The sequence below is a fragment of the Vibrio sp. 1F169 genome, assembly GCF_041439605.1.
Taxonomy (GTDB): domain Bacteria; phylum Pseudomonadota; class Gammaproteobacteria; order Enterobacterales; family Vibrionaceae; genus Vibrio; species Vibrio tasmaniensis_A.
The window spans coordinates 1-12739 of record NZ_JBGOOI010000034.1; the positions used below are offsets into that span (position 1 = coordinate 1).

The following is a 12739-nucleotide window of genomic DNA, read 5'->3' on the forward strand; positions in this document are numbered from 1 at the left end:
CTTCTTGAAGATAAAAGCGGCTTTCCCCGGAAAGCCGCGATGAACCTAAAAAAAGCCCAAGAGATAGGCTCTTGGGCTAGATATGATTCAGTGATGGAAGCGATTAGTCGTCGTTACCCATAATGCCTAAGATGCTTAGTAGGCTGATGAAGATGTTGTAGATAGAAACATACAAGCTAATCGTTGCAGAGATGTAGTTCGTTTCACCACCACGAATGATGCTTTGCGTTGTTAGCAAGATTACACCAGTCGAGAATAGGATAAACATACCGCTCATTGCCAGTGATAGTAGTGGCATTTGTAGGAAGATGTTTGCAACCATGCCGACTAGCAGAACAACGAAACCAGCCATTAGCATACCGTTAAGGAATGAAAGGTCACGTTTAGTTGTTAGGGCGTAAGCAGATGCAGCCATAAATGCCAGTGCAGTACCGCCAAGTGCAGTTAGGATGACATCACCCATGCCTGCACCAACGTACATGTTTAAGATTGGACCGATGGTGTAGCCTAAGAAACCTGTAAATAGGAATGTGAAGACTAGACCCATGCTGTTGTCACGGTTCTTTTCTGTTAGGAATAGAAGGCCGTAGAAACCAACTAGCATAATGATAAGACCAGGGCGAGGAAGGTTCATCGCCATAGATACGCCTGCTACTACAGCAGACCAAAGTAGTGTCATAGACAGTAGTGCGTAGGTGTTACGCAACACTTTATTGGTTTGCAGAGCACTTTCTTGAGATGCTGTGCGTGAAAACATAGGGCTGTTCATAATCTTCCTCGTAAGGTGACTTCAATAGTTATTAGTACATTTATGGGGCTGAAAGTTCGAAAAATCAAGTCTTTCATTCCTCTTGTATACCTAAAATAATAATCAAAATAGTCGGTTAAGTGTTTCTGAAGGTGTAACAAAGTATTTCTAATGACGATAAAGTGTCGCTAACACTCGATGTTCAAACTTTTATAGTTACTGGCTAATGATTTATAACCTTTGGAAAACGAACGATAACATCGAAAAATAAAAAGAACATCGAAAAATAAAGAGGCGACCTAAGCCGCCTCTGTAGTTTATGCATCATAACATATTAATGGTGCAAGATTTGGCTCAAGAAGTTCTGCGTCCTATCCGATTGTGGGTTTTCAAAGAAGTCGACAGGGTTGTTCTCTTCTATGATTTCACCGGCATCCATAAAGATAACGCGATCTGCGACCTCTTTAGCAAAGCCCATCTCGTGCGTTACACACAACATTGTCATCCCTTCTTCGGCCAATTCGACCATTACGTCTAATACTTCGCGAACCATTTCTGGGTCTAGTGCCGATGTTGGTTCATCAAATAGCATAACCTGAGGGTTCATACACAAAGAACGAGCGATTGCCACACGTTGCTGTTGTCCACCTGACAGTTGGCCTGGGAATTTATCCGCTTGTTCAGGGATTTTTACACGCTCAAGGAATTTCATCGCGATGGCTTCGGCTTCCTCTTTAGGCATCTTTTTGACCCAAATAGGGGCTAGAGTACAGTTCTCTAATACCGTCAGATGTGGAAACAAGTTGAAGTGTTGAAAACACATACCAACATCTCGGCGCACGGCTTCAATGTTTTTTAGGTCTTCCGTCAATTCATTACCTGAAACGAAGATATGACCCTTTTGGTGTTCTTCCAACCGGTTGATACAACGGATCATCGTTGATTTTCCTGAGCCAGAAGGGCCACAGATAACGATTTTTTCGCCTTTCTTAACCTCTAGATTGATGTTTTTAAGTACGTGGAATTCGCCGTACCATTTGTTCATGTCTTTTAACTCGATCATAAGACCTTGAGAGTTGTTTTCTGTTTGCTGCGTCATAATACGTCCTTGATCTTGTTAATTATCGTTTGTGACCGGTGTGAAGTCTGTTTTCCAGCCAAATCGAGTATCTCGACATGCCAAAACAAAACACCCAGAACACTAACGCGACAAATACATAACTTTCTGTTGAATACCCAAGCCACTCAGGGTCGGTATTCGCGGCTTGGCCAATCCCTAGTACATCAAACATACCGATAATCAAAACTAGACTGGTATCTTTGAACAAACCAATAAAGGTATTCACAATTGAAGGAATCGTGATTTTAAGAGCTTGAGGCAGAATGATAAGCCCCGTCTTTTTCCAATAGCTCAACCCTAGAGCGTCAGCGGCTTCGTATTGACCTTTTGGTATTGCTTGCAAACCACCACGGATTACTTCCGCCATATAAGCAGCACTAAACAGTACTACCCCAACAAGCGCACGTATCAGTTTATCGGTCTCCATCCCCTCTGATAAAAAGAGCGGAAGCATTACCGAGGCCATGAATAGAACCGTAATCAGTGGTACACCACGCCAGATTTCGATGTAAACGGTACACATACTGCGGATGATTGGCATCTCTGAACGACGCCCTAGCGCCAGTGCGACACCGATAGGCAGTGATACAACGATACCAACAAGTGCGATGATTAGTGTAACCAGTAGGCCGCCCCATTTATGGGTATCAACAACCTCTAGACCAAATACACCACCGTATAGTAAGCCTGCAATGATAAACGGGTAGATGTTTACGAAGAATAACCAAATCCACGTACGCTTAGGTGTTTTTTCGTAAGCTAACAAAGCAACAAAAATAGCTAATGTTGCGTAGAAAAAGCGAGGACGCCACAGTTCCGCTTCTGGGTAGAAGCCGTACATGAATTGGTCCCAACGGACGCTAATGAAAACCCAACAAGCGCCTTCGCTAGTACAGGCATCGCGTGTTGTTCCTATCCAGTCAGCGCTCAAGAATGCCCAATCAGCTATTGCCCATAATAAAGTGAAAGCAAAGTAAGCAAGCACCACAGTTACGACACTGTTAATTGGTCCATTAAATAGATTTTTTCTTAACCAACCGACAGGTCCAACAGTATTCGCTGGAGGCGGAAGATCAGGTTGAAATTGATGTGTACTCATCTTATCTCTCCACCAACGCTACTTTGCGGTTGTATATGTTCATTAGAGCAGATGTTAATAGGCTTAGGGTTAAGTAGACGCCCATTGTCATCGCGATTACTTCGATAGCTTGTCCAGTTTGGTTCAATGTTGTCCCTGCAAAGACAGATACAAGATCGGGATAACCAATGGCCATCGCAAGTGATGAGTTTTTGGTCAGGTTTAAATACTGACTAGTTAGTGGTGGGATAATAATTCTTAATGCTTGCGGAATAATGACTAGCTTAAGAGTTCTTGTTCGCGGGAGCCCTAGAGACATAGCAGCCTCTGTTTGCCCATGGTTTACCGCATTAATACCTGAACGCACAATCTCGGCGATGAATGCTGCTGTGTAGATACTTAAAGCGAGCATCAATGCTGCCAATTCAGGAATGATGCTGATACCACCTTTGAAGTTAAACCCTTTCAGAACAGGGTACTCCGCAGAGATAGGCATACCCATAACAAAGTAAGTGACTAATGGTAAGCCCACAATCAGCGCTGCAGCAATTCGCAACATTGGTGTTTGTTGGCCGGTTAGCTTTTGTTTGTTATTAGCCCAGATGTTGATAACAAAAGTAGCGATGATACCGACAATCAATGATGCGATGACAATGCTACTGCCCTGTTCTAACACTGGAGCTGGGAAGTACAAACCACGTACATTCAAGAAAATAGCTTCACCAAGGCTCATACTCTGACGAGCGGAAGGCAATGCTTGTAGAACGGCGAAATACCAAAAAAATATTTGTAGAAGAAGAGGGATATTTCGGAATATCTCAATGTAGACAGCTGCAAATCGGCTAACTAGCCAGTTTGAAGATAACCTAGCGATACCCATACTAAAGCCCAGTACTGTGGCTAACATGATGCCTAATACTGAAACTAAAGCGGTATTGAGAAGACCTATAAAGAATGTACGACCGTATGAGAATGTTTCGTCGTATTCAATCAGTGTTAAGCCGATACCAAAACCAGCCTCTTGGGAGAGAAAATCAAAACCAGTGGCGATACCACGGGAGTCTAAGTTTGTGAGTGCATTATTTACAATCGTGTAAAAGAAAGCACAAAGCGCCGCGACGGCGAGAATTTGGAAAACAATTGAGCGAAAAGTGGGGTTGTAAAAAAGGTTGGCACTTTTGGGCTGTGGTTTTTCTTGAGTTGGAGAAATAGTTTCATTAGGTTTCATACTGCTATAACCTCAAATCCATTTAATAAATAGGGCGGAAAAGTCCGCCCTAATTGATGCTTGTAAATTTATTAACGGATTGGTGGAGCGTACATAAAGCCGCCCGCATTCCATAGTGCGTTTACGCCACGAGAGATCTGTAGTGGTGAACCTGTACCAACAGTACGTTCGAAGCTCTCACCGTAGTTACCAACTTGTTTAATGACTTGGTAACCCCAATCGTCACGAATGCCAAGGCCTTTACCTTTAGGACCGTCAACACCAAGAATACGCTTGATGTTTGGATCTTTTGACTTAAGCATTTCGTCAGCATTCTTAGAAGAGATGCCGTATTCTTCTGCGTTAATCATTGCAGAAAGGGTCCATTTAGCTACGTTGAACCACTTGTCATCATCTTGACGAACAACAGGGCCTAGTGGCTCTTTAGAGATGATTTCAGGAAGTACCTGTGCAGATTTAGGATCAGCTAGATTTAGGCGAAGTGCATATAGACCAGATTGGTCAGTTGTAAGAACATCACAACGACCCGCGTCGAAACCTTTTGATGTTTGTGCTGCCGTATCAAATACCACTGGCTTGTAAGACATGCCACTGTTACGGAAGTAATCGGCTAGGTTAAGTTCAGTCGTTGTACCTGATTGAACACACACTGAAGCGCCATCTAGTTCTTGAGCACTTGTTAGTCCAAGTTCTTTCTTAACCATGAAGCCTTGACCGTCGTAGTAGTTAACGCCTACGAAGTTCAAACCTAGAGCAGTGTCACGATGTAGCGTCCATGTTGTGTTACGAGATAGTACGTCTATTTCACCAGATTGAAGCGCGGTAAAACGCTCTTTTGCTGTTAGCGGTACATACTTAACTTTAGTCTTGTCACCGAGTACAGCCGCTGCAAGAGCTTGACAATACTCAACATCAATTCCTTCCCATTCACCTTTTGAGTTAGGGTTAGAGAACCCTGGAAGACCTGTACTTACACCACAAGTTAGAAAACCTTGAGATGTGACTTTGTCCAGAGTGCTTTCTGCCGCTGATGCTGATGTTGCCATCATCGCAGTTGATGCAGCTACTACTGAAGCAAGAAGTGTTAGTTTATTTGTCATTTGTATCCTTCCTTGTTAACCAGGTGACACCTGATACTCATACTCATACTCATACTCATACTCATACTCATACTCGTTTGAGTGTCTCTTGTGTGTTGCGTTGTCTATGACCTTGTTGCTCAAATTACGCGAGTTGCATTTTGCAAATGAAACCGTGTGCGATTTAAACAACTGTTTATAAGGTTAGGAAAGGATCCGTAGTTTCACAAATGTATAATTTAAAAAGAATTTTGAATGAAATCACAAATCCGAACACAATTAGAATGACCAAATGTTAACTGAATGTAAATAGTGCAACGGTTCACACTGTTGGTGCAACGAGATTTAGGTTTTTATATTGATGGTGGTCTAGGTAAATATTCTGAATTAAAGTCATATTGATGGCGGATTAGCCTTAAGAAAGGTGGAAATTTGGTCAATAAATATTTTTATTACGCTTGGATAGTTATGAATATGCTCCAAATTTGGTAGCATGTCTGAATAGTTATTGAAGTAGTCTCAAGGAAGAACATGCGTTATTTCCCAATGTTTTTGGATGTAGAGAATAAGCCAATTCTAGTGGTTGGTGGGGGCGAGGTTGCTTGCCGAAAAGTCGACAGTTTGCTGCGAGCGGGTGCTAATGTAACTTTGGTTTCTCCTAAGGTCGCACCTTACTTAAAAGAGCTAGCCGATGAAGACAAACTTCGTTGGGTTCAAAATTTTTACTCGTCACAGCTTATCTCGAAAAACTACTTACAAGTGTGGGCAACCACAGACAACCCAAACCTAAATCATCAAGTACATAATGATGCAAAAAAAATGGGTATTCTTGTCAATGTGGTCGATGACTTACCCTATTGTGATTTCATCACACCCTCAATGATAAATCGCGGACGAATCCAAATAGCGATCTCAAGTGGGGGTGCATCACCTGTTTTGGTGAGAAATATTAGAGAAAAACTCGAAACTGTATTGCCACAGAACATAGGTTTGATAGCGGATTTCGGTGCATCAAAACGCAATTCAATTAAAGAGTCCTTTCCTACTGTTGATGAACGCCGAAAATTCTGGGAGCGCTTTTTGTCGTCCAGTTTTATTAATCAAGTGACGGATAGGGATCAACTTGAATCGTACTATCAACAGTCGTTGACTGAGCAAGTTGATAGTGAAGGGCAGGTCACTTGGATCGAATTTGAAGAAGATGTTGAGCTACTTTCTATGAAGGCTTTACGTCTGATGCAAGAGGCAGAGCTAGTACTTTCACCAATCGATTGTCCATTCGAATTTATAGACTTATGCCGTCGAGATGCAGAAAGAGAGAGCTATGTTAATAGCGGAGAGCTATCAACCAAGCTTGAGCAGGCAAGAGCTGAGAAATTACGAGTGTGCGTGTTTATTCCACCAGCAAGCGTAGAGTTTAATCTATTGGTAGGTAAAGACCTGAAATTGTCTGCTGCAAAAGTGCTCAGTTAAGGCTCGATCTATCTAGCTCGGTTCAAATGCCCTCGCGGTATACGAATAAAGCTGACCGATAAATAAAAAGCCACTTCTTAAAAGAAGTGGCTTTTTGCTATTTAAAACACGACATTATGCTGATGAATGAGCAACCACAATAAGCAGTCGCTCAAACTCGCTAATTAGTCGCGGAAGTTGTCAAACTGGAAAGGTTGACCAAGTTCACCGCTGCGAACTAGAGCCATAACAGCTTGTAGGTCATCACGCTTTTTACCCGTTACGCGAACTTTGTCACCTTGGATAGAAGCTTGAACTTTAACTTTGTTGTCTTTGATTAGCTTAACGATCTTCTTAGCGACATCAGTTTCAATGCCTTGCTTAAAGATAACCGTTTGGTGCCAAGTGCGACCTGTTTGGTCTGCCGCTTTCGCTTCCATCGCGTTAGGATCAACATTACGTTTTGTTAGGTTGCTACGAAGGATATCGCGCATTTGCTTCAGTTGAAAATCGTCTTGAGCAGTCAATTTTACTGATTCATCTTTGTAATCAAAGCTAGCTTCAACGCCGCGAAAATCGAAACGAGTCGATAGTTCACGGTTTGCGTTGTCTACCGCGTTACGCAGTTCTACTGCTTCTACTTCAGAGATAATGTCAAATGATGGCATTGTGTTGTTTCCTTAAGCTAAGTTTCTATCTTTAATTGCTGTTGCAAGCATATCTAGCATTGTTGCAGTATCTTCCCAGCTTAGGCATGGGTCAGTAATAGACTTGCCGTATTCTAGGTTGTTGATATCTGTCATTGGCTGGTTACCTTCAACAATGAAGCTTTCCGCCATGATGCCTGCAATTTGATTCTTGTTAGATTTGATTTGCTCACAAATGTCTTGTGCCACTTCTAACTGTTTACGGTGTTGTTTTTGACAGTTAGCGTGGCTAAAGTCTACTACTAAACGTTGAGGCAGATCGAATTCAGCCAACTGCTTACATGCTTTATCCACAGATTCAGCATCGAAGTTAGGGCCTTTATCACCACCACGTAGAATTACGTGACCGTATGGGTTACCAGAAGTGCGGTAAACCGTCATGCGGCCGTTCTTATCTGGCGAGTAGAAGTAGTGTGAAGCATGCGCAGCACGAATCGCATCAATGGCAATTTTGATGTTGCCGTTAGTCGCGTTTTTGAAGCCAACTGGGCAAGACAGTGCAGAAGCCATTTCACGGTGAATCTGAGATTCAGTAGTGCGAGCACCAATTGCGCCCCAAGTGATAAGGTCTGCAATGTACTGGCCGGTGATCATATCAAGGAATTCAGTCGCGGTAGCTAGGCCAAGCTTGTTGATATCTAGCAATAGCTTACGTGCTTTATTCAAGCCTGTTTCAAGTGCGTATGAACCATCGAGATTCGGATCGGTAATTAAACCTTTCCAACCTACAACCGTACGAGGCTTCTCGAAGTAGGTTCTCATGACAACGAATAGTTCATCTTTGTATTGATCTTGAATCTGGCTTAGACGTTCAGCGTAATCAAGTGCCGCATCTGTATCGTGAACAGAGCAAGGACCAACGATAACTAATAGGCGATTATCACGACCCGTTAGGATATCTTCGATTTGGCGGCGAGAATTCTTAATGCGCTCAGCAACGTCGTCAGTAATAGGGTGTGCATTGCCTAGTTCGGCAGGAGTTGGCATAGGACCCAGAGCTTGGGTTCTCAACTCATCAGTTTTTAATGGCATGTGATAGCTTTTTTATTCTATTGCGAAGTGGTTAAGATAACGGAATTGAACAGAGGAATAAACTCTCTTAAGTCAAAGTTATCTCTGTTATTGCTAATATTCTCATTTTTATCAGCAGGCCAACGTCAAATGGGGGATTTTCACTTGTATTAACAGGCAGCTATCGGTATTTTCGTTTGAACACAACATAAAAATGCTGGAGCAGCAATGACTCAAGAAAATCAAAGCACTTTGCACCCAGAACTTGCCTTAGGTGATGTGCTGCCTTCTTACAACGATAATAATAATTCCAACCACTTATACGTTTCATTATCTGAATTGGTCATGGATCGTGTCTTCTATCATCCAAGTATTGAAAGTCATTTAGAAACACTGACTGATATCGAAAAAACCTCTTTAGATGCGATCCTTGGTGATAAAACAGTCGATGAACATTTTGTTTCAACCTTGGTTATTGCCATCCAAGCAGCCGTTCAGCCAAACCACGCCACTGTTCGTATTGCGTTAAGTAGTGCTGATAGCTATGGCTTCCGTTCGTTACTTGGTGGTAGCTGTGAAGCCGAAGAGATAAACCCGGCACTAGGTGTTCGTGGGGTTGCGCGTTATGCGACAGCCGAGTACAGCAAGGCTTTCGCTTTAGAGTGTCAGGTTATTAAAGTGCTGCGAGAGCAGGGTATTAACGTTGAAGTGGTTGTACCGTATGTACGAGCATTAAGCGATGCCGCTAAGATTATTGATTTGCTTGCAGAGCAAGGCTTACCACGCGGGCTTAATGGCTTGAAAGTTCTGTTCTCGTGCGATGTGCCGTCTGCTGTGCTACTAAGCGAAAGGTTACTTCATTACTTCGATGGTGTTGTGGTGAACGTTGATAGCTTAGCGTCTTTCACTTTAGGTGTAGACAAGCACAATGAAGCTCAGCAACACGCTTTTGATCCTCAAAACGAGGCGGTTATTACCTTGTTGAGTATGATTGTTAAAGCAACGCTGAACGCAAAGAAGCCCGTCCTGCTTGTGACTCAAGGCTTGGTGGACTACCCGCGCTTACAAGGGTTCATTGCGGATCTCGAAGGTGTAGAAACAGTCATCACTGCATAAACCAGCTTATTGTTTAGATAAATCAACTTGCTGTTTGAGTTTATCTAAGTCACTAAAGCTTAGAGAAAAATGAAGATATCATTATGCGATGATATCTCTTTTTTGTAACATTTTTTTGACATGTACATCGCTAATCGATTAACTGGTCTGATGACTTATTTGACTAGGTAATCCGAATGCTGACCCCTCTACAAAAAGCAAATTTCTACTTGAGCATGTTTGGCTTTTTCAAAGTACCTCTGATCTGGCTATGTCGACCAAAACTGCTCGCGCTGGATAATCAACATGTTGAAGTGAAAATTCCTCTCAAAAGGCGAACTAAGAACCACCTCAATAGTATGTATTTTGGTGTGTTAGCTGTGGGAGCTGACGTAGCAGGTGGTTTCCTTGCTATGAGTAAATCTCAGCAGCAGGGCGAAAAGATTTCTTTGGCATTTAAAGAGGTGACAGGTAATTTCTTGAAGCGTCCAGAAGGTGACGTACACTTCACTTGTAACGATGGTGAGCTGATCAACACTATGTTGGCAGAAACCATGTCTACTGGCGAGCGTGTGAATCAACCAGTGACCATCATAGCGACCTGCCCGTCTTTGCATGGCGACGAACCAATGGCGGAATTCACGCTAACACTTTCGATTAAGAAAGTCCCAGCTAGATCATAGCTCTGAAGTGTAAGGTTGGGCTGAATCTGAAGATCATAGTTCGACAGAAGTCGTTGAACAAGTGGAGGAGCGGTATGTGAATTGAATACCCACATACCGTACCGCACATCCTAACAACGTTATGATTCTTGAGTGATTTGCTCGATATCAACGATTTTTGAACGGTTCATGACTATTTTCCAGCGGTAATAGGTAGGCTCATCATCGTGATTGTTCTCTTTAATGATCAGGTTGAGCAGGTGGCGTTTTTCTACTGATTCTCGGCTTACTTGCCCTTCATTCATTCGATATACGTTATTTGAACCCTTGTCCATTAAGCGTGTCAGTGCTCTGAGGCTGATCGATACCGTTTCACGAGTCTCTTCGTAACCACTCATGAATGTCGATGTCGACATTTCTGTATGCGAACGATAGTGCAAAATTTGCTCTTCACGTTGAACAACACGTTTCTTGCGTATTGATTGAATACGGTCTGCTAACTTAGAAAAATTCGCGTAGTCCAACCATTCAAGCTTATGGCCGACAGATTTATTGGTTGTTGGATCAAAGTAGCGACGCTTCCACTTAGGTTTGCCTTTACGCAGCCAGCGCCACAGTATGTCTCTTAAATCATCTTTGAAGATTTCACGCAAAGCGTAAATGAATGACATCGATACGATGAAAGATGCGGTAATCTCTCCAAGAAAGTCGCGAGCTAATATAACGGTTGTGGTAACTACCACCATGACCAAGCCTGTGGCGATGCCTTTAACGGCTCTCTTCACGTTCTTACCCATTGATGTCGTCTTTTCTTTGAGGACGATAGGGTGTTCGATCAAGCGTCGTAACAGTCGCATCTTGTTGCTCAAACGCGTTACGTCTTCTCGTACCTTCGCTGAGTTATAGCGATTAAGTTTTCGATGGGCGGTCTCTTTTTCACAAAGCGTCAAGAGTCGCTCTTTTATCGTCGAGTATTCACTGCCACGTGGCATATGTGATACCAAAGATAAGAACTTTTGCTCCGTGTACCAAGAAAGGTAATTATCAATATTGGCATAATAGCGCTTTAGGTTTTCTTCATAAGGAATACTACGACGAAGCTTCTTGAGGATATCCAAAGCCAGTTCGATGACTTCATCGACGTCATCAGCCGTTACGTCGTCACTATCTGTCTTATTCAAGCTGCTCACGGCTTTATCTAAAGCAATCACGTATTGATAGGCGAACAAACTCAAACTCACACGATACTGTGTCGTCGATAAGCGTCCGCGTTTTGCCAAGCGGCTGTGTACCAATGGTAATAGTGTCTTATCACTGTAGTAAGCGCGCTTTTGAGTAATTGAACTGTAGAAGAAGGCACTTTCAGAAAGTACTTCCGGAGTCAGTCCGAGTTCACCGGGAATGAATAGATAAACGTCCATATCGAGCTTTTTGGTCTTCGCCATCGCATGGTTAATTTTAAGTGTTATCGCATCTTGTTTATCAACGGTGATCAACGATGTCTCCTAGAATATAAAAATATGAATGAAACTAGCGAAAGCATATCAGAGATCACGTATAATCACCGCCAAATTTAAAGTAGAGACAATCTTGATGATTAATATTGGTCAAATAAACAACCTAGAAGTAGTAAAACAAGCAGACTTCGGTGTATTCCTTGACGCGAGCGACTATGGAACGGTGTTGCTGCCGAAACGATTTACTCCTGAAGGTGTTGAAATTGGTCAAAAGCTAGATGTTTTCTTATACATTGATTCTGACAACCAGATCGCTGCCACAACTGAAAAACCAATCGCTCAAGTAGGGCAGTTTGGCTTGATGACGGTTGAAGGTGTTAACAGCACTGGTGCATTCATGAGCTGGGGCGTGAAAGGTAAGGACCTTCTTGTTCCTTTCAGCGAGCAGCGCGGCCGTTTAAACGAAGGCCAGTCAATCTTAGTATATGTGTATATCGATAAAGCATCGAGCCGTATCGTTGGTACAACGAAGTTCAACAAATGGTTAGACAACACGCCTGCGACTTATAAGCAAAATGAACAAGTTGATCTCATTATCGCTGAGCGCAGCCAACTTGGTTACAAAGCGATCGTGAACGGTGAACACTGGGGTATGATTTTCCCATCAGACATCATCGGTAAGCTGTTTATTGGTAAGACACTAAAAGGCTACATTAAAAACGTTCGTGAAGAAGACGGTAAGATTGATTTGTCTCTTCAGAAAATTGGTGTCGCTAAGATGGATGACCTAAGCACTAAGGTTCTGGATCTTCTTGAGAAGAAGGGCGGTTACCTGCCTTTGAATGATAAGTCTTCTCCTGAAGCTATTTTCTCTGCATTCAGAACAAGTAAAGGTACGTTCAAGAAGACAATTGGTGGTTTGTACAAATCTGGCAAGATCACTATCGACAAAGAAGGTATCAGCTTAGTTAAATAAGCGATCCTTTCGGTCAAAAAAAAGCCCAAACCTTCCTGTTTGGGCTTAGGGGAAAGGGCTCCGAAGAGCCTACGCTAATCGTTTCAATCTTTTGACTATTAGATTGAAGTCTAGTTTAGATTTCCT

General features: G+C 42.7%; 12 protein-coding genes. 4 read left to right on the forward strand and 8 right to left on the reverse strand.

Features of this window, described 5'->3' with window-relative positions; translation table 11 throughout:
* Positions 1-103 precede the first annotated feature (103 nt).
* The 5 genes from ACED53_RS13850 to ACED53_RS13870 all read right to left on the reverse strand — a co-directional run bounded on the left by ACED53_RS13850 (position 104) and on the right by ACED53_RS13870 (position 5274).
* Positions 104-769, reverse strand: coding sequence for a Bax inhibitor-1/YccA family protein (locus ACED53_RS13850; RefSeq protein ID WP_012603870.1), 666 nt, complete (start codon positions 767-769; stop codon positions 104-106).
* A gap of 313 nt (positions 770-1082) precedes the next feature.
* Positions 1083-1847 carry an amino acid ABC transporter ATP-binding protein gene (locus ACED53_RS13855; RefSeq protein ID WP_009846639.1) on the reverse strand — a complete coding sequence of 255 codons (765 nt, stop codon included), beginning with the start codon at positions 1845-1847 and terminating at the stop codon, positions 1083-1085.
* Positions 1848-1869: 22 nt separating this feature from the next.
* Positions 1870-2967: an amino acid ABC transporter permease gene (locus tag ACED53_RS13860; protein WP_009846640.1), complete on the reverse strand. Its 1098-nt coding sequence runs from the start codon at positions 2965-2967 to the stop codon at positions 1870-1872.
* A gap of 1 nt (position 2968) precedes the next feature.
* On the reverse strand, positions 2969-4174 hold the full coding sequence (locus ACED53_RS13865) for an amino acid ABC transporter permease (RefSeq protein WP_009846641.1): 1206 nt from the start codon (positions 4172-4174) through the stop codon (positions 2969-2971).
* 71 nt (positions 4175-4245) lie between these two features.
* Complete coding sequence (locus ACED53_RS13870) at positions 4246-5274, reverse strand: amino acid ABC transporter substrate-binding protein (RefSeq protein WP_004733634.1); 1029 nt, start codon at positions 5272-5274, stop codon at positions 4246-4248.
* Positions 5275-5784: 510 nt separating this feature from the next.
* On the opposite strand from ACED53_RS13870, the gene ACED53_RS13875 reads away from it, so the two are divergent.
* Positions 5785-6726 carry a bifunctional precorrin-2 dehydrogenase/sirohydrochlorin ferrochelatase gene (locus ACED53_RS13875; protein ID WP_017101273.1) on the forward strand — a complete coding sequence of 314 codons (942 nt, stop codon included), beginning with the start codon at positions 5785-5787 and terminating at the stop codon, positions 6724-6726.
* 164 nt (positions 6727-6890) lie between these two features.
* On the opposite strand, the gene ACED53_RS13880 is transcribed toward ACED53_RS13875, so the two are convergent.
* Positions 6891-7373, reverse strand: coding sequence for a YajQ family cyclic di-GMP-binding protein (locus tag ACED53_RS13880; RefSeq protein ID WP_004733632.1), 483 nt, complete (start codon positions 7371-7373; stop codon positions 6891-6893).
* Between the two features lie 12 nt (positions 7374-7385).
* Positions 7386-8444, reverse strand: coding sequence for a 3-deoxy-7-phosphoheptulonate synthase (locus ACED53_RS13885; RefSeq protein WP_017101200.1), 1059 nt, complete (start codon positions 8442-8444; stop codon positions 7386-7388).
* Positions 8445-8651: 207 nt separating this feature from the next.
* Here ACED53_RS13885 and ACED53_RS13890 point away from each other — a divergent pair, with 207 nt between their 5' ends.
* Positions 8652-9539: a putative PEP-binding protein gene (locus ACED53_RS13890; RefSeq protein WP_017101199.1), complete on the forward strand. Its 888-nt coding sequence runs from the start codon at positions 8652-8654 to the stop codon at positions 9537-9539.
* Between the two features lie 176 nt (positions 9540-9715).
* The gene (locus ACED53_RS13895) at positions 9716-10201 is read left to right on the forward strand and encodes a PaaI family thioesterase (RefSeq protein WP_017101198.1); all 486 of its coding nucleotides are present in this window, start codon (positions 9716-9718) and stop codon (positions 10199-10201) included.
* Positions 10202-10320: 119 nt separating this feature from the next.
* Here ACED53_RS13895 and ACED53_RS13900 read toward each other — a convergent pair whose 3' ends face one another.
* Entirely contained in the window at positions 10321-11676 is a 1356-nt protein-coding gene (locus tag ACED53_RS13900) for a hypothetical protein (RefSeq protein ID WP_012603874.1), read from the reverse strand.
* A 28-nt stretch (positions 11677-11704) separates the two neighbouring features.
* On the opposite strand from ACED53_RS13900, the gene ACED53_RS13905 reads away from it, so the two are divergent.
* On the forward strand, positions 11705-12613 hold the full coding sequence (locus tag ACED53_RS13905) for a S1 RNA-binding domain-containing protein (protein ID WP_009846647.1): 909 nt from the start codon (positions 11705-11707) through the stop codon (positions 12611-12613).
* Positions 12614-12739: the final 126 nt, after the last annotated feature.